The following is a 21,484-nucleotide window of genomic DNA, read 5'->3' as shown; positions in this document are numbered from 1 at the left end:
CGGCCACAAAAAGACTGCAGCTAAAAATCGCTTTACGGGCGATCACTCCGCTATGTCAGGCAATGCGACTGAAGTCGGCAATTCCCTTGAACAACCCGGCGATGCTGGTCAGCAGCGCCAGACGGTTATTTTTGACCGCTTGATCTTCGGCCATGACCATAACGCCGTCGAAAAAAGCATCGACCGGGGCCCGAAGTCCGGCGATAGTTTCCAGAGCTGCCGGGTAATCCCGCCCGGCAACCAGCTCGGCGACTTTAGTTTCCACTTGCTGCAACTGCGCAAACAGTTCTTTTTCGCAGTCCGCTTCAAACAGGTCAGTATCGACCGGCTGATCGAGGCCGCCTTTGATAATGTTGCCGACCCGCTTGAACGCGACTGACAGCGGCTCAAAGTCCTCGCGGCCCTTGAGAGCTGCCAACGCCTTCACCCGCTCGACGGCGTCGACCGGTTCAGTGAAAGCCGCGCTGAGAACGGAATCGACCACGTCAGCCGGGTAATCTTGCGAGGTCAGCATGTTGACCAGGCGCAAACGGATGAATTCAACCACATCGGCAACTATTTCCTCTGCCGGGCGCTGACGTTTGGCTTCAAGCAGAGCAACGCTCTTCTCAACCAGCTCCGGAATCGAAATCGCGTAGCCGCGGTCAAGAATAATCGCCAGGATGCCGATAGCGGCACGGCGCAGGGCGTAAGGGTCAGCAGTTCCGGTCGGAATCAGCCCGACACTGAAACAACCACAGATCGAATCGATCTTATCAGCCAGCGAAACAAATGCACCAACATGGTCGCTCGGCAGCTCGCCGCCCGCCTGGGTCGGCAGGTAGTGCTCGAAAATCGCAGTCGCGACACGCGGATCTTCGCCTTCAATCTTGGCATACTCCCGCCCCATAACGCCTTGCAACTCGGGGAACTCGTAAACCATGCCAGTTTCCAGGTCACACTTGGCCAGCAGCGAGGCACGCTTGGTTAATTCCAGATCGGCCGCAGAGAGTTGCTCAGCCAAGCCGCTTGCCAGCACAGTGAAGCGCTCTATCTTTTCAAAGCTGGTCCCCAACTTGGCCTGATAGACAACTTTTTTCAGCGGTTCGAGACGCGCTTCCAGTTTCTGCTTCTGGTCTTCCTCCCAGAAGAACATGGCATCGGAGAGACGCGCACGCAACACCCGCTCGTTACCAGCAATGACCACTTTGGGGTCTTTCGCCAGAGTATTGGCGATGGTGATGAAATGCGGCAACAGCTTGCTGTTATCATCAATCAGGGTGAAGTAACGCTGATGCTCACGCATGCTGGTAATCAGCAGTTCCGGCGGCAGTTGCAGGAACCGCTCCTCAATGCTGCCAGCGAGCGCCTGCGGTGTTTCGACCAGAAAGCTAACCTCTTCCAGAAGTTCATCGTCGGGGTTGATCTTGCCACCCAGTTCTTTGGCGAGTGTTTCGAGCTGCTCGGAGATCATCTGGCGACGCTTTTCGATCTGCGGGATAACATGTTGGGCTTCCGCCTTCTCGATATAATCATCGGCGCCGGTCACGGAGAACTCCTGCGGAGCCATGAAACGGTGCCCGCGCGAGAGAGAACCGCTCTGCAGATCGCCGAATGAGAATGGAACGACCTCGCCATCAAACAACGCGACCAGCCAGTGCACCGGGCGAGCGAAGCGGACATCGAGATCCTTCCAGCGCATCGATTTTTTGAACTGAATTTTGCTGACCACCTGCGCCAGGATCTCCGGCATTTGCTCCGCCGACTCGCCCCCTTCAATCACTTTCGACAGGAACAGGTACTCACCCTTTTCAGTCTCTATGGTTTGCAGTTCGTCAACGCTGACACCATTGGTGCGGGCAAAACCTTCCGCGGCTTTAGTCGGCTTCCCGTCGGCATCGAAAGCAATACGGGCCGGTGGACCAGTCAGCTCCAGTTCTTGACGCTGCTGCTCCTTGGCAACATCGGCAAGTGAAATCGCCAGGCGCCGCGGAGTCGCAAAGGTGCGAACAGCACCATAAGTGATGCGGGCGGCTTCTAGCTCTTTGCAGAGCAGGCGTTCAATATCAGCAAGGGCACGTGGAATAAATCCCGCCGGGATTTCCTCGGTGCCGATTTCAAGAAAAAGTTCTGCGGACATCTTTATCTCCAGATTCGAATCCCGATCTACTCGACCAGGCAATTATTTCTTCAGCAGCGGGTAGCCGAGTCGTTCACGCTGTTTGACATAACCTTCGGCACAAAGTTTGGCCATATTACGTACCCGGCCAATGTAGCTGGCGCGCTCGGTGACCGAAATAGCACTACGCGCATCGAGCAGATTGAAGGCGTGCGAGCCTTTGAGGACGAAATCATATGCCGGGAAAACAAGGTCTTTCTCCGCCAGGCGGATGCACTCTTTTTCGTACATATCGAACAACTGGAAGAGCATGCCGGTATCTGCTTCTTCGAAGTTGTAGTGAGAAAATTCAACCTCGGTCTGGTGGTGAACATCGCCGTACTTGATGCCGTCGATCCACTCCAGATCGTAGACATTGTCGACACCCTGGATGTACATGGCAATCCGCTCGATACCGTAGGTGATCTCGCCCGGAATCGGCTTCAGGTCGATACCGCCGCACTGCTGGAAATAGGTAAACTGGGTAATCTCCATACCATCGAGCCAGACCTCCCAGCCAAGCCCCCAGGCACCGAGGGTCGGCGATTCCCAGTCGTCCTCGACGAAACGAATATCGTGGGCATTGGGATCGATGCCGAAACTTTTCAGCGAATCGAGATAAAGCTCTTGAATATTTTGCGGCGACGGCTTGAGGATAACCTGAAACTGGTAGTAGTGCTGCAGGCGGTTTGGGTTCTCGCCATAACGGCCATCGGTTGGACGGCGCGAAGGCTCAACGTAGGCTACGTTCCAGGGCTCTGGGCCCAGGGCACGCAGAAATGTTGCCGGGTTAAAAGTCCCGGCACCTTTTTCAATATCGTAAGGTTGCTGGATGATACAGCCCTGCTTGGCCCAGTAATTCTGCAGGGAAAGAATCAGATCCTGAAAAGTCACATTACCTCCAAAAAACTATCACGCCGCGCATAGCGGGAAATACGGATTAAAAGTCCGAACGCGAGTGTAGCTTCCACCCCGAAAGATGTCAAGAAACTCAGCATTTTAGCCGGATTACAGAAATTTTACTGATTTTAAAGAGCGCGGAAGAACACTCGCGAGAACCTGACTCAACATGCGTCCTCCCTCGTCCAGCGTTCGCTGCCCGAAACGGAAACCTGAAAACTGCTGATGACCGACATTAAGACTGCGTGCCAGGGATCCGATCGTTCCCAGGCTGATCTCAATTCCGCCACCGGATGCACATTGGAGACAGAGACTACCACCACGCGCTGCGTCAAAACGAACCGGCTCATCGGCAAAAATCTTCAAGCATTCACTGCAATGCAGCAGATGAGGAATGTAACCTAGCAGGTAAATCAGACGAAGTTCCAGGAGCAAGCGGGCACAGGCAGTATCACCAGCCTGACTGAGATAATCGAGAAACGCGCAGATGAGCTCGTAAATCTGCTGGTGTGCTTCCCCCTCTTCCAGCAGCAATTCAACTAATTCAACAGAATAACTTGCCAGGGCTAGACGTTCCAATTCAGTGCGCAGCCCGGAACGGCTGTTCAAAAGCTCCACCTCTTGCAACGACCAGAGCTGCCCTCGCCCGGAACCCCAATGAACAACAACCTGAGAGAATGGTTCCAGTGCAGCGCCAAACCTTTTGCGGCTTTTTCGCGCCGCCTTGGCAAAGCCTTTTTGTAGCCCGAACTCAGCAGTCAGAAACGAGACAATGCGATCAGATTCACCATAATCAATATGGCGCAGAACCAGCGCCTTGCAGCGTTCGACCCGGCCGGACATCCCAGGCGCCTAGATGAGATGATGTAGAAACAGGGTCGCGGTGGAGAAATAGATGAGGATCCCGGTAATATCGTTGACAGTCTGAACAAATGGACTGGAAGCAATGGCCGGATCGATACCGACCTTCTTGAAGAAAGCTGTGACCAGCACGCCCATGCAAGCAGCGACTGAAATCGCCATCACCATAGCCAAGCCAACGACGAGCCCAAGGTATATATTCTGATGCCAGATCATGGCAACAGCGGCGATCACTAGGCCGCAGGTCGTACCCATTATCAAACCAACCCGCAGTTCTTTGAAAAAAACCTGCCGTATCATGGAAAAATCGATCCGGCCAGTGGCAAATCCACGCACGATGATAGTCGACGTCTGCCCGCCAACGTTACCACCCATGCCAGTAATAACAGGAATAAAAGAGATCAACATGATCACCTGTTCAAGCGTTGCCTTGAAGTACCACATCAGAGTACCTGTGACGACACCACCAACCAGGGTTGTCAGCAGCCAGGGCAAGCGCAGGCGGGCGACATGAAAAGACTTATATCCATAAAGCAGTTCTTCCTCGCTGGTACCTGCCATGCGCAGGATGTCCTCAGTCGCCTCATCCCGCATAACGTCGATAACATCATCGACGGTTATCAGACCCATCAGCTTGCCATGTTCATCGACAACAGGAATCGCGAGAATATTGTATTTCGCAACCAGCTCGGCAACCTCCTCCTGATCCATATCGGTGCGAACTCGGAGGACATCGGATGTCATCACATCAGCGAGTGAAGTGGCCGGTGGAACAGTCAGAAGCTGCCGCAGGGAAAGAACACCGACCAGGTGATTATGCTCATCGACAACATAGACATAGAAGACCATCTCGTAATCTTCAGAGTCTTGCAACGCTTCGATCGCCTGCTTGACAGTCAGATCCTGTCCCAGAGCGAAAACATCGGTCGACATGATACCGCCAGCGGTATCCTCATCGTAACCAAGCAACTGCTCGACATCGTCAGAATGATCATCATGTATTGCAGCAAGAATATCCTCTGCCAGCTCTTCCGGCAAACTCCGAATCAATTCAGCGCTATCATCATCCGCCATCATTTCGACGAGCGAAATCAGAAAGTCTTTTTCCAACTGTTCTGCTAACTTGGCTTGCGAATCAGATTCTAGCTCACTGAAAACATCTGCAGCCTGCTCCATATCTGGGACAAGAACGAGCAGTTTTTTCTGGTCTTTAAGATCGAAATAACGAAACAGGTGGGCAATATCAGCCGGATGGATCTTTCCGAGTGCTTTTTTCAGGTTGTTGGTCGCACCACGACGCAGCAGTTTGCTGACCGTCCCCTGAAGTACCTGCATTTTCTGCTCGTGCATCAGAACCTCCCTGACACTCCGAAATCGGCTGAATAAATTAGATTGAAACCGCAGTGAAATTAACACTCCATATTCAGAGAGTCAAACAACTGCATTACCTTGACAAAAAAAAGGGGCAAGGAGATTTCTCCTTGCCCCTTTTTCGATTTAACCGGTGAGGAAAATCAGTCTTCTTTCTTTTCCTCTTCAGCTGCTTCTTCGGTCGCCTCTTCAGCGACTTCGGCTTCTTCAGCAACTGCTTCTTCCGCTACAGATTCCTCTGCAGCTTCGACTTCTTCAACTGCAGGGGCTTCTTCGGCAACCTCTGCTACTGGAGCAGGTGCGGCTTTTTTGGTCTTCGGAGTAAACTCCTCTTCGACCAGCTCGATAATTGCCATCGGCGCATTGTCGCCCTGGCGGTTGGCCAGCTTGATGATGCGGGTATAACCACCTGGCCGCTCAGTGTAACGCGGAGCGATCATCTCGAACAGCTTACCGACAACCTGGCGGTCGCGAATAACCTGCAGAGCCTGACGACGTGCATGCAGGTCGCCGCGCTTGCCGAGGGTGATCATCTTGTCGACAACCTTGCGCAGTTCCTTGGCGCGGGTATCAGTGGTGGTGATCTTCTCGTGCTCGAAGAAGGATGTCACCATGTTGCGCATCATATGCTGACGGTGGTCTGGCTTGCGGCCGAGACGTCTGCCGGATTTATTGTGACGCATTGTTCTGCTTCCTTTCTAAACCGTAAAAGGGACTATTCGTCGTCCTGCCCTTTTTGAATCAATTTCAGGTACTCCGGATCAGGGAAGTTCTCCAGCTTCATGCCGAGGCTGAGGCCCATTTCGGCCAGAATGTCCTTGATCTCGTTGAGCGACTTGCGGCCGAAGTTCTGAGTCTTCAGCATTTCTGCTTCCGTCTTCTGCACCAGTTCGCCAATCAGGTTGATCTGGGCGTTCTTCAGGCAGTTCGCGCTACGAACCGACAGCTCCAGCTCTTCAACGGAACGATAGAGGTTCTCGTTTATTTTCTGGGTTTCGCTGTCTTCTTCCTCTTGGACCGGCTCGTCAGTCTCATCAAAGTTGATGAAAATTTGCAGCTGCTCCTTCAGAATCTTCGAAGCGTAGGCAACAGCGTCTTCAGGCTTGACACTCCCGTCGGTGTTCACTTCCAAAGTCAGCTTGTCGTAATCAGTAATCTGACCGACACGGGCATTGGAAACATTGAAGTTCACCTTGAGAATCGGCGAGAAAATCGAATCGATAGGAATGGTTCCAACCGGTGCGCTCTCGTCTCGGTTCTTGTCGGCCGCAACATATCCCTTGCCCATGGCAACGGTCATATCGACTTCAAGATCGGTCTCATCGCCACAAGTCGCGATGTGATGATCGGGATTGAGAATCTCGACATTGCTGTCAGTAATAATATCCCCAGCCTTGATCACCCCTGCACCCTTTTGCACAATCCGCACGTTGCGAGGATCGTGACCATGCAGGCGAACCTTGACACCTTTCAGGTTGAGGATGATATCGGTCACATCCTCGGTCAAACCAACGACACTGGAGAACTCGTGCTGAACGTTCTTGATCCGTACCGAAGTAATAGCGGCACCCTGCAGCGAAGACAGCAGGATACGACGCAACGAGTTACCGAGAGTGGTTCCGAAACCGCGCTCAAAAGGCTCGGCAACAAACTTGCCGTAGGTTTCGGTCAGCTCGGTTGCTTCGAGACGCTTCGGTTTGATCAGGTCTCTCCAGTTTTTGTACATATATTGTTCTCCCTCTCAAGCTAACTGATGAGGTGATTACTTCGAGTAGAGTTCGACGATCAACTGTTCCTGGAACTCAGGCGTCGTCAACTCGCTACGGACCGGCAAGGTCTTGATGCTACCTTTGAAGGCATCACGCTCCAGTTCGACCCACGAAGGAACACCACGACGCATGACACTGTCGAGCGACTCATTGATGCAGGCGATCTCGCGGCTCTTCTCACGCAGTGACACGACATCGTTCGGGCGAACCAGATATGATGGAATGTCGACCTTGCGATCGTTCACCTGGAAGTGTCCATGACGCACCAAGGTACGTGCCTGGGCACGGGATACGGCGAAACCAAGACGATAGACGATACTGTCGAGACGGCGCTCCAGCAGCATCAGCAAGTTTTCACCGGTAACACCCTTCATCCGGTCAGCCTTCTTGAAGTAAAGGCGGAACTGCTTCTCCTGCAGACCGTAAGTCCGCTTGACCTTCTGCTTCTCACGCAGCTGGATTCCGTAATCGGAAACCTTGGTGCGGCGCTGACCGTGCTGTCCCGGAGCGTAGTTGCGACGCTCAACAGCACATTTATCGGTATAACATCTGTCCCCTTTAAGGAACAGCTTGGCATTTTCTCTTCTGCACTGACGGCAGACGGGACCTGAATATCTAGACACCTTATTTCTCCTCTAAGCTTTTATACGCGACGGCGCTTAGGCGGACGGCAACCATTGTGCGGGATCGGGGTCACGTCCTTGATCATGGTAACTGTCAGACCAGCCAGCGAGAGTGCACGCAGTGCAGACTCACGACCGCTACCCGGACCCTTGACGTAGGCCTCGACCGAACGCATTCCATGTTCCATCGCTTTGGTGGCAGCTTCTTCAGCAGCCATCTGGGCAGCGAAAGGAGTGCTTTTACGGGAGCCCTTAAACCCTTTTGCACCTGAGGTCGACCAGGCAACGACGTTGCCAGCCGGATCACAGATTGTCACAATAGTATTATTGAAGGTTGACTGAATATGAACAACGCCCTTGGCGATGTTCTTCTTTTCAACCTTTTTCCGTACGACCTTCTTACCAGACTTAGCCATGATAACTCCGCTTTATTTCTTCTTACCGGCAACGGTCTTCTTCGGACCTTTACGGGTGCGAGAATTGTTCTTGGTGTTCTGACCGCGACACGGCAGACCTCTCCGATGACGCAAACCACGATAGCAGCCAAGGTCCATCAGACGCTTGACATTCATGGTAATCTCACGACGCAGATCGCCTTCGACCGAATAATCGCGGTCGATAATTTCACGAATCTTCGCCAGTTCCGCTTCTGTCAGGTCGTCAGTACGAGAGCTGTAATCCACACCTGCTTCTGACAGAATTTTCTGCGACGAAGTACGGCCGATGCCATAGATGTAAGTCATGGCTATTTCGATGCGCTTATTGCGCGGCAAATCGACTCCAGCAATACGTGCCAATGTCTTATCCTCCTAGGGCCTTAACCCTGTCTTTGCTTGTGTTTCGGATTCTCGCAGATGATCCGGACTACGCCTTTGCGCTTGATAACCTTGCACTTTTCGCAGATTTTTTTGACTGATGCTCTAACCTTCATCTTGAGATCCTTTTCTACTCGATATCTCGGGTGACCGGCTATGCGGTCGTTCTTTAGTCATCCAAACAGGTCAGTATTTCTGGCCCGTTCTCAGTGATTGCTATCGTGTGCTCAAAATGCGCAGAGCGACGACCATCAATGGTCACCGCTGTCCAGCCGTCTTCAAGCACCTTGACTGCAGGCAATCCAATATTTACCATCGGCTCTATTGCCAAAGTCATTCCTGGCTTGAGCTGTGGACCCCGACCAGGCGGCCCATAATTTGGAATCTGTGGTTCTTCATGCAACTGGCGGCCGATTCCGTGCCCGACAAACTCCCGGACCACGCTAAAATGGTCCAGCTCAACGCGAGTCTGCACTGCATGAGATATGTCAGAAAGTCTCTTTCCGGGCTCAGCAGCCGCTATGCCCATTTCCAGAGACTCTTTTGTGACATCCAGCAACCTTTGGGTTGTCTCGTCAATTTTTCCAACCGGTATCGTCACCGCCGAATCACCGTAAAACCCATCGATGATCAAGCCGAAATCGATACTCAGGATATCTCCCTCACGTAGCGGCTGCTTGTTAGGGAACCCATGCACCACCTGTTCGTTCGGTGAGGCACAAATAGTAAAAGGAAAGCCGCCGTAGCCTTTAAAAGCAGGGCGAGCCTTCCATTTTTTGCATTGAGCTTCGGCAAAACGATCAAGCTCTAAGGTCGTTACTCCCGGCTTGATCTTCTCGCGCATCAGTTGATGCATCTCAGCGACCAGACGGCCCGCCTTACGCATCTTCTCAAGTTCACTTTTCGACTTGAGAACGATCACCTCAGCCCGCCTGCAGAACTGTGACTATCTGCTCTTGAACTGCCGAGATCTCCTGCATACCGTCGATCGCTTTGAGCAGACCTTCTTTGCGATAGTAGTCTTCGAGCGGTGCGGTTTGCTGGCGATAGACATCCATCCGGTTGCGGATAGTTTCTTCTTTATCATCATCACGATGAACCAGATCACCACCACATGCACTACACTTGCCATCAGCACCCGGAGGGTCAAATTTCAAGTGATAGCCCTTACCGCAGGCACCGCAAGTACGACGCCCGGTCAGTCGCTCTACCAAGGCATCCGTATTTACCTCTAAAGAGATAACCGAATCGAGGTCTTTACCGAGTTCAATCAGAACCTCTTTCAGCGCATCCGCCTGTGGAACAGTCCGCGGAAATCCATCAAGGATAAAGCCACCCTTGCAATCATCTTCCTGCAGGCGATCACGGACGATACCGACGACGATCTCATCCGAAACCAGCGCACCGGAATCCATACATTCTTTGGCCTTAAGACCCATCGGCGTTTGTGCTTTAACAGCAGCACGCAACATATCACCGGTTGAGATCTGCGGAATGCCGAATTTCTCGACCAGCATCGCAGCTTGAGTCCCCTTACCGGCTCCCGGAGGTCCAAGCAGTACAAGTTTCATAACAAAACAACCTTACCCGTGACGGCCCTTGAGAGACACACCCTTCATGAAGCCCTCGTAAGAACGAGAGATCAGGTGCGCTTCAATCTGCGAAGCCGTATCCATTCCAACGCCAACAACGATCAACAGCGAAGTACCACCAAAGAAGAAGGGGACATTCAATTGGTTGATCAGCAATGTCGGCAATACACAGACCAGCGAAATATAAATCGCACCGGCGAAGGTCAAACGACCGAGAACGGTATCAAGGTAATCAGCAGTCTCTTTACCAGGACGTATCCCAGGCACAAAACCACCCTGATTCTTGATATTTTCCGATACATTCACCGGGTTGAAGGTAATAGCCGTGTAGAAGTAGCAGAAGAATACGATAAATGCAATATAAAAAACGTTATAGACCCAGTGGCTTGGAGCCAGATAGGCCGACACCGTCTTCACCCAGGGAGCATCAATGAAGTTGGCGATGGTCGCCGGAAACATCATGATAGAACTGGCGAAGATCGGTGGGATAACACCACTCATATTGATCTTCAGTGGCAGGTGGCTCGCCTGCCCACCCATATTGCGCATACCGACAACCCGCTTAGCGTAGTGAATCGGAACCCGGCGTCGAGCACTCTCCATATATACGATGGCTGCAACCACGAGTAGCATCAAGGCCAGGATGAAAACTATTGTCGTTACAGTCATTGCGCCAGTCTCAACCAAACGCAGAGAGTTGACAATCGCCGAAGGAGTTCCGGCAACAATGCCAGCAAAAATGATCAGCGAAATACCGTTACCAATACCACGTTCAGTTATCTGCTCACCAAGCCACATGATAAAGGCAGTACCTGCCGTCAGTGTGATAACTGTCATCAGGATGAAACCCATCCCCGGGTTCGGCACGACAGGCTCACCCGCCGGACCAACCATTCCCTGCAGACCGGTCGCAATACCAGTACCCTGAATAATTGCCAGAACAATGGTTCCGTAACGAGTGTACTGAGTGATTTTCTTGCGGCCCTGCTCACCTTCTTTCGAAAGCTTTTCAACCGGCTCGAAAACGACAGTCAGCAGCTGCATGATAATCGACGCACTGATGTACGGCATAATACCAAGAGCAAAAACTGCCATCTGCGAAAGCGCACCACCCGTGAAGGCAGAGACCAGCCCGAGCAGAGTCCCTTCAGTCCCCTCAAAAAATTTCGCCAAAACATGAGCATCAATCCCAGGAGTCGGGACATGACAACCGACACGATACACGGCCAGCATTGCAAGAGTGAACATGATCCGGCGCCGCAGCTCCGGGATGGCAAAAATATTTTGCAGGGTCGACATAATTTACAGCACCTCGGCCTTGCCGCCAGCAGCTTCAATTTTTTCAGCTGCAGACTTGCTGAATTTGTGAGCTTGAACAGTCAGCGCTTTGCTGACCTCACCGTCGGCCAGAATCTTGACGCCATCCTTGACAGCACCAATCAGACCAGCTTGACCGAGAGACTCAACATTGACGACTGAACCCGCCTCGAATACATCCAGATCACGCAGATTAACCAGTGCGTAAACCTTCTTGTTCAGCGAGGTGAAGCCACGCTTCGGCAGACGGCGCTGCAGAGGCATCTGACCGCCCTCAAAGCCGGGCTTGACACCACCACCACTGCGAGCGTTCTGACCCTTGTGACCCTTGCCGGCTGTTTTGCCGGTACCAGAGCCAGGACCGCGACCAATACGCTTTCTATTTTTTGTCGAACCGGCAGCCGGTTTCAGATTACTCAAATCCATCTTGCTATCCTTACTGTGTTAACAGTCTTCGACCGTAACCATGTGTTCAACCTTGCGGATCATACCACGGATTTCCGGGGTATCCTTCAAGGTCACTGTCTGATGCAGACGCTTCAAACCAAGGCCCTTCAAGACCTTGCTGAAATATTCTTTACGCCCGATCGGACTACGCTTCAGGGTGACTTTGACTTCCGTCGCCATTTTTTTAGTCCTCCGTAAATCGGCTAGTCGTTAGCAATGCCACGACGCGCGTTGATTTCAGCCGGGCTCTTCAGCATCTTCAGAGCTTCGATGGTTGCCTTGACCACGTTGTGCGGGTTGTTGGAACCGAGACACTTGGTCAGAATGTTACCAATACCAACCGCTTCCAGGATCGGACGAACGGCACCACCGGCGATAACACCGGTACCCTCAGATGCGGGCTTGAGCAGAACCTTTCCGGCCCCAAACTTGCCGATAACATCGTAAGGAATGGTCTTACCTTCCTGAATCGGCACCTTGATCAGACTCTTGCGGGCAGCCTCAACACCTTTACGGATCGCCTCAGGAACCTCTTTTGCCTTACCAAGTCCGTAGCCAACATGGCCCTCACCATCGCCGACAACGACGAGTGCGGAGAAGCTGAAGCGACGACCACCTTTAACAACTTTGGCGTTACGGTTGATATGAATGACCCGGTCGGTCAATTCTAATTTTTCAGGATCAATGCGCAGCACAGCCCTACTCCTTAAAGCTTCAGTCCGGCTTCACGTGCAGCATCAGCGAGCGCCTGAACGCGACCCTGATAAAGGAAGCCGTTACGGTCGAAAACGACCTGGGTTATGTTCTGATCGAGAGCCTTCTTGGCGATAGAGGCACCGACTGCCTTGGCTGCATCAACGTTTCCACTTTGAGCCAAATCGATATCTTTGCTGATGGTCGAAGCTGCTGCCAAAGTTTTACCTGTGGCATCTTCGATGATCTGGGCATAAATATGTTTGGCGCTGCGGAAGACGGAGAGCCGGGGGCATTCAGTGGTCCCACGCACTTTCTTTCTAACACGTGCCTGGCGCTTGAGCCGGGAGACACGTCTTTTTTGGGATTCGTTCACAGTAATGCTCCTATACGTTTAAGTTTTACTTACCGGCCTTACCAGCCTTACGCACGATACGCTCGTCCGCATACTTGATACCTTTGCCCTTGTAGGGCTCAGGTGCGCGGAAAGAGCGGATCTTTGCTGCCGCCGAACCAACCAATTGCTTGTCAATCCCCTTGACCGACAGCTTAGTCTGTTTTTCAACCTCGACACTGATCCCGTCCGGAAGTTCATAAACAACCGGGTGAGAATAGCCGAGACTCAAGGTCAAAACCTTACCACTGATTTCAGCACGGTAACCGACACCGTTAATTTCAAGATCTTTCTGGAAACCGGCAGTAACACCGACAACCATGTTGTTGATCAGTGCACGGGTCAAACCGTGGAGTGCAGTATCATCTTTCGCATCGCTCGGACGGGTGACCAGAATCTGGTCAGTCTCAACGGCAATGTTCATCCGCTCATGCAACTCCTGAGACAAGGTCCCCTTCGGTCCCTGAACTGTCATCTTGGTGCCGTCGAGAGACACCTTGACACCGGCAGGAATGGCGACAGGCAATTTACCAATACGTGACATGTCGTTACTCCTTTACCAGATGGTGCAGATAACTTCGCCGCCGACTTCGGCTTTGCGAGCTGCGACATCGTCAAGAACACCTTTAGAGGTCGACAGGATCGACGCGCCAAGACCGTTCTTTACTCGAGGAATTTCATCTTTACCAACGTAGATACGCCGACCCGGAGTCGAAACCCGCTTGATCTCGTGAATCAGCGGGGTCTGGTTCTCGTCGTACTTGAGATAAATACGCAGAACACCCTGCTTATTATCACTGATCGACTTGAAATTCTTGATATAGCCAAGGTCCTTGAGGACGTTGGCGACAGCAACCTTGAGGTTGCTGGAGGGGACATCAACTTTGGCGTGGGCAGCCATCCCCGCATTTCGAATGCGAGTCAGCATGTCCGCCATCGGATCGGTCATCGACATTACTTGTTACTCCTCTTGCTGTTACCAGCTGGACTTGACAACACCCGGGACTTTCCCTTCGGATGCCAGTTTCCGCAGACAAATTCTGCACATGTCAAACTTACGATAATAAGCGCGCGGACGACCGCAGATCGGGCAGCGGTTGTATTCACGGACGGCGAACTTCTTCGACCGCTTCGCTTTTGCAATCATTGACTTCTTAGCCACAATATCCTCCGCTATCCGTTGCTTATTTTCTGAACGGCATGCCGAGACCGGCCAGCAGTGCGCGGCCTTCCTCGTCAGTTTTTGCCGTTGTAACAATAGTGATGTTCAAACCGGAAACCTTGGCGATCTTATCAAGATCGATTTCCGGAAAGATCAGCTGCTCACGGATACCGAGGGTGTAGTTACCGCGGCCATCAAACGCCTTCGGAGAAACACCCTTGAAGTCACGGACACGCGGCAAAGCAACATTGATCAGACGGTCAAGGAATTCCCAGGCACGATTCTGACGCAAAGTCACACAGGTACCGATAGCCATCTCTTCACGCAACTTAAAGGTCGCGATCGACTTTCTGGCCTTGGTAATCACCGCCTTCTGACCGGTAATCCGCTCCAGTTCTTCAACTGCAGATTCCAGCAGCTTAGGGTTCTGAATCGCCTCACCGAGACCCATGTTCAGAACGATCTTCTCGATTTTCGGAACCTGCATAACGTTTTTGTATGCAAATTCTTTCATCAGGGCAGGTACCTGCTCCTGCTGATATGCCTGTTTCAACCTGGCCATCGAACTCTCCGTTTACTTATCTACGCTCGCGTTACATTTTTTGCAGTAACGGGCTTTGCTGCCATCTTCAAGCTTACGGATACCGGTCCGTGCTGCTTCATTACAGGAACCACAAACAACCATCACATTAGAGATGCTCATTGCGGCTTCCTTCTCCACGATCCCGCCTTCCGGATTCAGTTGGCTGGGACGAGTATGGCGCTTAACAACGTTGAGGTTCTCGACCACAACGCGACCCTTGGCCGGGAAAACACGCAGGACTTTGCCAGTCTTGCCCTTTTCCTTGCCGGCGATAATTTTGACCATGTCATCTTTTTTGACATGAGTTTTTACAGTAGCCATCGCTTTGACTCTCCTACAGTCGGAATTTAAAGAACTTCAGGGGCCAGCGAGACGATCTTCATAAAATGACGAGCCCGCAGTTCTCTGGCGACGGGGCCAAAGATCCGGGTCCCGATCGGCTCATTCGCCTGGTTGATAACAACTGCAGAGTTATTATCGAAACGAATAAAGGAACCGTCCGGACGGGGGATCTCTTTTGCGGTGCGAACGATAACAGCACGCACAACATCACCCTTTTTGACCTTCGAATTCGGCAGTGCCTCTTTGACACTGCAGACAATTACGTCGCCGATACCGGCGTACACACGTTTGGACCCACCAGGAACTTTGATACAGCAAAGTTTCTTAGCACCTGAGTTGTCCGCCACGCTGAGCATTGATTGCATCTGGATCATGACTTACTCTCCTAAGCGATAACGGCCTTCTCCAGGATCTGGCGGACACGCCAGCGCTTGTCTTTCGACAAGGGCCTGGTTTCGACAATCAGAACTTTATCACCAACGCCGCAACTGTTTGCCTCATCGTGAGCCTTACAGTTGACCTTGCGCTTGATGTACTTTTTATAAACGCTGTGCTTGACCATGCGATCGACACGAACGACGACAGTCTTGTCCATCTTGTCGCTGACCACAATACCGATCCGGGTTCTCCGGTTACCACGTTCTTGACTCATTTTTTCCTCACACCCTAGGCATTCAGCTTGCTGGCAAGCACAGTCTTTACGCGGGCGACATCCTTACGCACCTGCGAAACACGGGCTGTATTTTCCAGATGGCCGGTATGCAGCTGAAAGCGCAGGTTAAATAACTCTTCCTGCAACTCAACTTGCTTTGCCTGCAATTCCTCGACACTCAGGTCGTTAATTTCACTAGCCTTCATCGCCGGCCTCTCTTTTCACGAACTTGGTCTTCATCGGCAGCTTGTGGGCAGCCAGACGGAACGCTTCGCGTGCAACCTCTTCGGCAACGCCCTGCATTTCGTAGATGACATGGCCCGGCTTAACGACGGCAACCCATTTCTCCGGCGAGCCCTTACCTTTACCCATCCGGGTTTCAGCAGGCTTGCTGGTCAACGGCTTGTGCGGGAAAGAACGGATCCAGATTTTACCACCCCGCTTGATATAGCGGGTCATGGCACGACGAGCGGCCTCGATCTGACGAGAAGAGAGCCAACCACACTCAAGTGCCTGCAACCCGAAATCTCCGAAGTTTACCTCGGTACCGCGGCTTGCCTGCCCGGTCATCCGCCCGGTAAACTGCTTTCTACGTTTAACCTTCTTCGGCATTAACATGATGAATTACTCCTGATCAGCCTGCCGGCTGTTCCTTCTCTTTACCAAGGACTTCGCCCTTGAAAATCAGAACCTTGACACCGATAATACCGTAGGTGGTCATCGCTTCAGCGAAACCGTAATCGATGTCGGCACGCAGGGTGTGCAGAGGCACACGACCTTCACGATACCATTCAGTCCGGCTCATTTCTGCACCGCCCAGACGACCGGCACAGTTGATCTTGATCCCTTTGGCACCGAATTTCAGAGCCATGCTGACGCTGCGCTTCATGGCGCGGCGGAAAGCGACACGGCGCTCGAGCTGCAGAGCGACGTTCTCGGCTACCAGCTGAGCATCGACTTCAGGCTTGCGAACTTCCTGAATATTGATGAAGCACTCATCATCAGTAATCTTCGCCAGGTCCTTCTTCAGAACTTCAACTTCGGAACCTTTCTTACCGATGATGATGCCGGGACGAGCAGCAAAGATATTGATTTTGACTTTATTTGCAGCGCGCTCCAGCTCGATCTTGGAGATGCCTGCATGATAAAGACGCTTCTTCAGGAAATTGCGCAGCTTAAGATCTGCGTGCAGCTTTTCGGAGTAATCCGAATCAGCATACCAGCGCGACTCCCAAGTCCGGTTGATCCCCAGACGAAATCCTATTGGATGAACTTTCTGGCCCAAAGGGTCACCTCCTCGACTTACTTAACGTCCAGAACCACGGTGATGTGGCTGGTCGGCTTACGAATCCGGCTGGCACGCCCTTGTGCACGGGGCATGAAACGCTTCAGAACCGGACCCTGGTCAACCATCACTGTCTTGACAAACAGCGCATCGACGTCAGAGATACCCTTCTGCTCAGCGTTAGCTACAGCTGATTTCAACAATTTAGAAAGAATAGGCGCGGTCTTCTGTGGGGCAAACTGGAGAATGTTCAATGCATCCTGAATACCCTTACCGCGAACCATATCGACAACGAGTCTCGCCTTTTGCGGGGAAAGGCGGACGTTCCTGAGTTTTGCTTGTGTTTCCATTGTTCGGAACTCCTGTCAGCAGTCGCGGACTTACTTCCTGACCTTGCTTTTCTTGTCAGCACCGTGGCCAAAATAGGTCCGGGTCGGCGCGAATTCGCCAAGCTTATGGCCAACCATGTTCTCGGTCACGAAAACAGGGACGAACTTTTTACCATTATGTACGGCAAAAGTCGAGCCGACGAATTCCGGAATAATGGTCGAACGACGCGACCAGGTTTTGATTACCTTATTCCGGTTCGCTTCACCTTCGAGGTCTACTTTACGCAGCAGGGACTCCTGAACGTAAAAACCCTTTTTAATTGATCTTGCCACGGCTGTCTCCTAGAAACTTATATTCTAAAAATTACTTCTTATTTCTGCGACGGACGATGAACTTATCGGTCCGCTTATTGGTACGGGTCTTATAGCCCTTGGTCGGCACACCCCATGGGGTTACCGGGTGACGACCACCGGAACTCTTACCCTCACCACCACCATGCGGGTGATCGACAGGGTTCATCGCAACACCACGGGACTGTGGACGCTTACCGAGCCAACGATTACGACCAGCCTTACCAATCTTGACCTTTTCATGATCAAGGTTACCAACCTGACCGATGGTCGCGACACAATCCTGCAGCACCAGACGAACCTCACCGGAAGGCAAACGCAGCTGAGCGTAACGACCTTCTTTCGCAGCGATCATGGCGTAAGCACCAGCGCTACGTGCCAACTGGCCACCCTTGCCGATCTTCAACTCAACATTGTGGACCCAAGTACCGAGAGGGATCGACTTGATGGTCATGGCGTTACCCGGGGTGATGTCAGCAGTTTCACTGGCAACCACGGTATCACCAACATTCAGACCTTTCGGAGCGAGAATGTAACGCTTCTCACCGTCAACGTAGAAGAGCAGGGCAATATTCGCGCTACGATTCGGATCGTACTCAATCGCAGCAACCTTTGCCGGAACTTCTTTCTTGTCACGACGGAAGTCGATAATCCGGTACTTCTGCTTGTGGCCACCACCAGTATGACGCTTGGTAATGCGACCCTTGTTGTTACGACCACCACTCTTCTTCAGCGGCGCCAGCAACGATCTTTCAGGCGTTGTCTTGGTGACTTCCTCAAAAGTGAGAGAGGTCATGTGGCGACGGCCGGGGGAAGTCGGATTAAATTTCTTGATACCCATGATTAGCTACTCCATGCCTGCAAGACGCGCGGTCTTACACACCATAAAAATCGATATTGTGACCTTCTTCGAGGGTCACATAAGCTTTTTTCCAATTGCTGCGCTGACCGAAATTGTAACCAACGCGCTTGACCTTGCCACGCAACTGGATAGTGTTGACCGACTTGACCTTGACGTCGAAAGCCTTCTCAACAGCTTGTTTGATCTCGATCTTGTTCGCGTTGCGTGCAACTTCAAAAGCAACAACCTGAGCTTCTTCTTTAAGCAGATTGGCCTTCTCAGTAATCAGCGGCTTGCGGATAATGTCATACAGAGGCTTCATTTTTCCATCGCTCCTTCAATCTCGCTCACCGCAGCATCAGTCAGTACCAGGTTCGGGTACTTGAGGATGTCGTAAACATTGACACCTTCAGCGCGCAGAACTTTGACGTTACGCAGGTTACGGGCCGAAAGCTCAACCTTCGGGTCAGCCTGATCGATAACAACCAGAGCACCTTCCAGCTCAAACTTGCTAATCAGCGCAGCGAAAGCCTTGGTGCTGATCGAGTCAAGATTGAACTCTTTGATGACGGTCATCTTTTCAGCCTGATAGCGAGCCGAAAGAGCGCTACACAGAGCAGCCCTCTTAACCTTGCGGTTCAACTTGAACGCATAGGAACGCGGCTGCGGGCCGAAAGCAACACCACCACCGACGAAGTGAGGCGCACGAACAGTACCCTGACGAGCGTTACCGGTACCCTTTTGCCGGTACGGCTTCTTGCTGCCACCGGCAACAGCGCTGCGGTTCTTGACCGCTGCGGTGCCTTGACGGCGAGCAGCCAGTTGGTAGCGGACCATATCGTGGAGCAGGTACTCTTTAACTTCAGTGTTAAAGATCGCGTCAGCGACTTCGCGTTCACCGACCTGCTTCTTGTCCTGATCAAAAATAGTTACAGTTGCCATTATCTATCTCCTGTATCCGCGCGCTTAGGCCTTGATTCCCTTGCGGATCATGACCAGACCATTTTTCGGTCCAGGCACGGCACCACGCACAAGGATAAGGTTCTGTTCCGGGCGAACATCGACAACAATCAGGTTCTGGGTGGTACAACGCTCGTTGCCCATCTGACCGGCCATCTTCTTGCCCTTGAAAACTTTGGACGGCCAAGCGGACTGACCGATAGCACCGGGACCACGCTTAAACATGGAACCATGGCTGGCACGACCGCCGGCAAAGCCCCAACGCTTCATGACACCCTGGAAGCCCTTACCTTTGCTGGTACCAGTAACATCAATGCGGTCACCCGGCTTGAACATGTCACAAGTCACTTCATCACCGACCTGGCATTCCTCGTCGCTACTGAACTCACGAATGTGAGCAAAAGCGCCCTTGCCGGCCTTCTTAAAGTGGCCCATGGCTGGTTTATTGGTACGGTGCGCCTTCTTGGCACCGAAACCAAGCTGAACAGCTTCGTAGCCGTCGGCTTCACCAGTCTTCTTCTGCAGGACGGTGCAGGGACCTGCCTGAAGCACGGTCACCGGAATCCGCTGCCCATCGGCGGCGTAAACCTGACTCATCCCGATCTTTTTTCCTAACAGTCCGTTGATCATTGCTGTTGCCCTTAACTCGCTATTGTCTGATCAGCCGATTAAAGCTTGATCTCGACATCAACACCGGCGGACAGGTCGAGCTTCATCAGTGCATCGACAGTCTGCTGGGTCGGTTCCATGATATCCAGAAGGCGCTTGTGAGTACGGATCTCGAACTGCTCGCGGCTCTTCTTGTCAACGTGCGGACCACGCAGAACACAGTACTTGTTGATCACAGTCGGCAGTGGAATCGGGCCGACCAGACGAGAACCGGTACGCTTGGTGGTGTCAACAATCTCAGCAACTGCCTGATCGAGCAGAGAGTGATCGTAGGCCTTCAGACGAATTCTGATTTTCTGGGTAGACATTACTTATATTCCTTCTTACTCGACGACTTCACTAACGACGCCGGCGCCGACGGTGCGGCCACCTTCGCGAATAGCGAAACGCAGTTCCTTGTCCATTGCGATCGGGGTGATCAGCTCTACGCTACAGGCGATGTTATCGCCAGGCATGACCATCTCAACGCCCTCAGGCAGAGTCACAACACCGGTCACGTCGGTGGTGCGGAAGTAGAACTGAGGACGGTATCCTTTGAAGAACGGGGTGTGACGACCACCCTCTTCCTTGGTCAGGATGTACGCCTCAGCTTTAAACTTGGTGTGCGGCTTGATCGAACCCGGCTTACACAGAACCTGGCCACGCTCAATGTCCTCGCGCTTCACGCCACGCAGCAGGATACCGACGTTGTCGCCAGCCTGACCCTGATCGAGCAGCTTGCGGAACATCTCAACACCGGTAACAACAGTCTTGGCAGTCTCTTTAATACCGACGATCTCGATTTCCTCGGAGACCTTGATAATACCGGACTCAACACGACCGGTGGCAACAGTACCACGACCGGAGATCGAGAAAACGTCCTCGACCGGCATCAGGAACGGCTTATCAATAGCACGCTCCGGCTCCGGGATGTACTCGTCAACCTGAGCCATCAGTTCCATGATCTTGTCTTTACCGATCTCGTCATCGCGGCCCTCAAGGGCAGCCAGAGCAGAGCCGGCAATGATCGGAATATCGTCGCCTGGGAAGTCGTAGCTGGAAAGCAGCTCGCGAATTTCCATGTCGACCAGCTCGAGGAGCTCTTCGTCGTCAACCATGTCTGCCTTGTTCAGGAAGACAACCATGGCCGGAACACCAACCTGACGAGCGAGCAGGATGTGCTCACGGGTCTGCGGCATCGGGCCATCGGCAGCGGAGACAACCAGGATAGCGCCGTCCATCTGCGCAGCACCGGTAATCATGTTCTTAACGTAGTCAGCGTGACCCGGGCAGTCAACGTGTGCATAGTGACGTGCTTCGGTCTCATACTCAACGTGAGCGGTGGCGATGGTGATACCGCGCTCGCGCTCTTCCGGAGCGTTGTCGATCTGATCGAAGGCCTTGACTTCACC

The 21,484-nt window shown here is 52.5% G+C and carries 35 protein-coding genes; all 35 read right to left on the bottom strand.

The annotated features are described in order from the left end of the window. Positions 1–55: 55 nt before the first annotated feature. Complete coding sequence (glyS, locus tag BUB13_RS16840) at positions 56–2,119, bottom strand: glycine--tRNA ligase subunit beta (RefSeq protein WP_072909936.1); 2,064 nt, start codon at positions 2,117–2,119, stop codon at positions 56–58. Between the two features lie 42 nt (positions 2,120–2,161). Then, on the bottom strand, positions 2,162–3,031 hold the full coding sequence (glyQ, locus tag BUB13_RS16835) for a glycine--tRNA ligase subunit alpha (RefSeq protein ID WP_072909935.1): 870 nt from the start codon (positions 3,029–3,031) through the stop codon (positions 2,162–2,164). A gap of 114 nt (positions 3,032–3,145) precedes the next feature. Continuing rightward, the gene (recO, locus tag BUB13_RS16830) at positions 3,146–3,880 is read right to left on the bottom strand and encodes a DNA repair protein RecO (RefSeq protein ID WP_072909934.1); all 735 of its coding nucleotides are present in this window, start codon (positions 3,878–3,880) and stop codon (positions 3,146–3,148) included. A gap of 9 nt (positions 3,881–3,889) precedes the next feature. Further along, positions 3,890–5,248, bottom strand: coding sequence for a magnesium transporter (mgtE, locus tag BUB13_RS16825; protein WP_072909933.1), 1,359 nt, complete (start codon positions 5,246–5,248; stop codon positions 3,890–3,892). Positions 5,249–5,412: 164 nt separating this feature from the next. Then, the gene (gene rplQ / locus BUB13_RS16820) at positions 5,413–5,952 is read right to left on the bottom strand and encodes a 50S ribosomal protein L17 (RefSeq protein ID WP_072909932.1); all 540 of its coding nucleotides are present in this window, start codon (positions 5,950–5,952) and stop codon (positions 5,413–5,415) included. Between the two features lie 32 nt (positions 5,953–5,984). Next, positions 5,985–6,995, bottom strand: a complete 1,011-nt coding sequence (locus BUB13_RS16815) for a DNA-directed RNA polymerase subunit alpha (RefSeq protein ID WP_072909931.1) — start codon at positions 6,993–6,995, stop codon at positions 5,985–5,987. 36 nt (positions 6,996–7,031) lie between these two features. Further along, a complete protein-coding gene (gene rpsD / locus BUB13_RS16810; protein WP_072909930.1) occupies positions 7,032–7,661 on the bottom strand; it encodes a 30S ribosomal protein S4 in 630 nt (209 codons plus the stop codon). A 20-nt stretch (positions 7,662–7,681) separates the two neighbouring features. Then, positions 7,682–8,077: a 30S ribosomal protein S11 gene (gene rpsK / locus BUB13_RS16805; protein ID WP_072909929.1), complete on the bottom strand. Its 396-nt coding sequence runs from the start codon at positions 8,075–8,077 to the stop codon at positions 7,682–7,684. Positions 8,078–8,089: 12 nt separating this feature from the next. After that, the gene (gene rpsM / locus BUB13_RS16800; protein ID WP_072909928.1) at positions 8,090–8,458 is read right to left on the bottom strand and encodes a 30S ribosomal protein S13; all 369 of its coding nucleotides are present in this window, start codon (positions 8,456–8,458) and stop codon (positions 8,090–8,092) included. Between the two features lie 20 nt (positions 8,459–8,478). After that, positions 8,479–8,592 (bottom strand): 50S ribosomal protein L36, encoded by a 114-nt coding sequence (gene rpmJ, locus BUB13_RS16795; RefSeq protein WP_072909927.1) that lies wholly within the window; start codon positions 8,590–8,592, stop codon positions 8,479–8,481. 53 nt (positions 8,593–8,645) lie between these two features. After that, positions 8,646–9,398, bottom strand: a complete 753-nt coding sequence (gene map / locus BUB13_RS16790; protein ID WP_072909926.1) for a type I methionyl aminopeptidase — start codon at positions 9,396–9,398, stop codon at positions 8,646–8,648. A 1-nt stretch (position 9,399) separates the two neighbouring features. Further along, positions 9,400–10,047: an adenylate kinase gene (locus tag BUB13_RS16785; RefSeq protein WP_072909925.1), complete on the bottom strand. Its 648-nt coding sequence runs from the start codon at positions 10,045–10,047 to the stop codon at positions 9,400–9,402. Positions 10,048–10,059: 12 nt separating this feature from the next. Continuing rightward, the gene (gene secY / locus BUB13_RS16780; RefSeq protein WP_279625996.1) at positions 10,060–11,367 is read right to left on the bottom strand and encodes a preprotein translocase subunit SecY; all 1,308 of its coding nucleotides are present in this window, start codon (positions 11,365–11,367) and stop codon (positions 10,060–10,062) included. A 3-nt stretch (positions 11,368–11,370) separates the two neighbouring features. Then, positions 11,371–11,811 (bottom strand): 50S ribosomal protein L15, encoded by a 441-nt coding sequence (gene rplO, locus BUB13_RS16775; RefSeq protein WP_072909923.1) that lies wholly within the window; start codon positions 11,809–11,811, stop codon positions 11,371–11,373. Between the two features lie 18 nt (positions 11,812–11,829). Then, a complete protein-coding gene (gene rpmD, locus BUB13_RS16770; RefSeq protein WP_072909922.1) occupies positions 11,830–12,012 on the bottom strand; it encodes a 50S ribosomal protein L30 in 183 nt (60 codons plus the stop codon). Between the two features lie 23 nt (positions 12,013–12,035). Then, positions 12,036–12,527: a 30S ribosomal protein S5 gene (gene rpsE, locus BUB13_RS16765; protein WP_072909921.1), complete on the bottom strand. Its 492-nt coding sequence runs from the start codon at positions 12,525–12,527 to the stop codon at positions 12,036–12,038. 11 nt (positions 12,528–12,538) lie between these two features. Beyond that, complete coding sequence (rplR, locus tag BUB13_RS16760; protein ID WP_072909920.1) at positions 12,539–12,901, bottom strand: 50S ribosomal protein L18; 363 nt, start codon at positions 12,899–12,901, stop codon at positions 12,539–12,541. A 25-nt stretch (positions 12,902–12,926) separates the two neighbouring features. After that, the gene (gene rplF / locus BUB13_RS16755; RefSeq protein WP_072909919.1) at positions 12,927–13,463 is read right to left on the bottom strand and encodes a 50S ribosomal protein L6; all 537 of its coding nucleotides are present in this window, start codon (positions 13,461–13,463) and stop codon (positions 12,927–12,929) included. 12 nt (positions 13,464–13,475) lie between these two features. After that, the gene (gene rpsH / locus BUB13_RS16750; RefSeq protein ID WP_072909918.1) at positions 13,476–13,874 is read right to left on the bottom strand and encodes a 30S ribosomal protein S8; all 399 of its coding nucleotides are present in this window, start codon (positions 13,872–13,874) and stop codon (positions 13,476–13,478) included. A gap of 21 nt (positions 13,875–13,895) precedes the next feature. Further along, positions 13,896–14,081: a type Z 30S ribosomal protein S14 gene (locus BUB13_RS16745; RefSeq protein ID WP_072909917.1), complete on the bottom strand. Its 186-nt coding sequence runs from the start codon at positions 14,079–14,081 to the stop codon at positions 13,896–13,898. A gap of 22 nt (positions 14,082–14,103) precedes the next feature. Next, a complete protein-coding gene (gene rplE, locus BUB13_RS16740; RefSeq protein WP_072909916.1) occupies positions 14,104–14,643 on the bottom strand; it encodes a 50S ribosomal protein L5 in 540 nt (179 codons plus the stop codon). A 12-nt stretch (positions 14,644–14,655) separates the two neighbouring features. Further along, positions 14,656–14,985 carry a 50S ribosomal protein L24 gene (gene rplX, locus BUB13_RS16735; RefSeq protein ID WP_072909915.1) on the bottom strand — a complete coding sequence of 110 codons (330 nt, stop codon included), beginning with the start codon at positions 14,983–14,985 and terminating at the stop codon, positions 14,656–14,658. A gap of 26 nt (positions 14,986–15,011) precedes the next feature. Then, complete coding sequence (gene rplN / locus BUB13_RS16730; protein ID WP_072909914.1) at positions 15,012–15,380, bottom strand: 50S ribosomal protein L14; 369 nt, start codon at positions 15,378–15,380, stop codon at positions 15,012–15,014. Between the two features lie 11 nt (positions 15,381–15,391). After that, positions 15,392–15,658 (bottom strand): 30S ribosomal protein S17, encoded by a 267-nt coding sequence (gene rpsQ, locus BUB13_RS16725; RefSeq protein ID WP_072909913.1) that lies wholly within the window; start codon positions 15,656–15,658, stop codon positions 15,392–15,394. Between the two features lie 14 nt (positions 15,659–15,672). Further along, positions 15,673–15,864, bottom strand: coding sequence for a 50S ribosomal protein L29 (gene rpmC / locus BUB13_RS16720; protein ID WP_072909912.1), 192 nt, complete (start codon positions 15,862–15,864; stop codon positions 15,673–15,675). Next, positions 15,854–16,276, bottom strand: coding sequence for a 50S ribosomal protein L16 (gene rplP, locus BUB13_RS16715; RefSeq protein ID WP_072909911.1), 423 nt, complete (start codon positions 16,274–16,276; stop codon positions 15,854–15,856). Before rplP ends, rpmC begins: the two co-directional genes overlap by 11 nt. A 16-nt stretch (positions 16,277–16,292) precedes the next feature. Next, complete coding sequence (rpsC, locus tag BUB13_RS16710; RefSeq protein WP_072909910.1) at positions 16,293–16,943, bottom strand: 30S ribosomal protein S3; 651 nt, start codon at positions 16,941–16,943, stop codon at positions 16,293–16,295. Positions 16,944–16,960: 17 nt separating this feature from the next. Then, the gene (gene rplV, locus BUB13_RS16705) at positions 16,961–17,293 is read right to left on the bottom strand and encodes a 50S ribosomal protein L22 (protein WP_072909909.1); all 333 of its coding nucleotides are present in this window, start codon (positions 17,291–17,293) and stop codon (positions 16,961–16,963) included. 30 nt (positions 17,294–17,323) lie between these two features. Further along, on the bottom strand, positions 17,324–17,605 hold the full coding sequence (rpsS, locus tag BUB13_RS16700) for a 30S ribosomal protein S19 (protein WP_072909908.1): 282 nt from the start codon (positions 17,603–17,605) through the stop codon (positions 17,324–17,326). A 31-nt stretch (positions 17,606–17,636) separates the two neighbouring features. Next, positions 17,637–18,464, bottom strand: coding sequence for a 50S ribosomal protein L2 (gene rplB, locus BUB13_RS16695; RefSeq protein ID WP_072909907.1), 828 nt, complete (start codon positions 18,462–18,464; stop codon positions 17,637–17,639). Positions 18,465–18,498: 34 nt separating this feature from the next. Next, the gene (locus BUB13_RS16690; RefSeq protein WP_072909906.1) at positions 18,499–18,786 is read right to left on the bottom strand and encodes a 50S ribosomal protein L23; all 288 of its coding nucleotides are present in this window, start codon (positions 18,784–18,786) and stop codon (positions 18,499–18,501) included. Continuing rightward, entirely contained in the window at positions 18,783–19,406 is a 624-nt protein-coding gene (rplD, locus tag BUB13_RS16685) for a 50S ribosomal protein L4 (RefSeq protein ID WP_072909905.1), read from the bottom strand. Before rplD ends, BUB13_RS16690 begins: the two co-directional genes overlap by 4 nt. A 24-nt stretch (positions 19,407–19,430) precedes the next feature. Next, positions 19,431–20,054, bottom strand: a complete 624-nt coding sequence (gene rplC / locus BUB13_RS16680) for a 50S ribosomal protein L3 (RefSeq protein ID WP_072909904.1) — start codon at positions 20,052–20,054, stop codon at positions 19,431–19,433. A 38-nt stretch (positions 20,055–20,092) separates the two neighbouring features. Further along, positions 20,093–20,401, bottom strand: coding sequence for a 30S ribosomal protein S10 (rpsJ, locus tag BUB13_RS16675; protein ID WP_029911171.1), 309 nt, complete (start codon positions 20,399–20,401; stop codon positions 20,093–20,095). Positions 20,402–20,416: 15 nt separating this feature from the next. Continuing rightward, positions 20,417–21,484, bottom strand: a 1,068-nt coding sequence (tuf, locus tag BUB13_RS16670; protein WP_072909903.1) for an elongation factor Tu, incomplete at its 5' end; no start/stop codon positions are given.

Origin of the sequence: Malonomonas rubra DSM 5091, assembly GCF_900142125.1 — a bacterium.
In the GTDB taxonomy this organism is placed as follows: Bacteria; Desulfobacterota; Desulfuromonadia; order Desulfuromonadales; family Geopsychrobacteraceae; genus Malonomonas; species Malonomonas rubra.
Note: the sequence above shows the minus strand (reverse complement) of the source record. Positions and strands in the feature narration are given on the sequence as shown.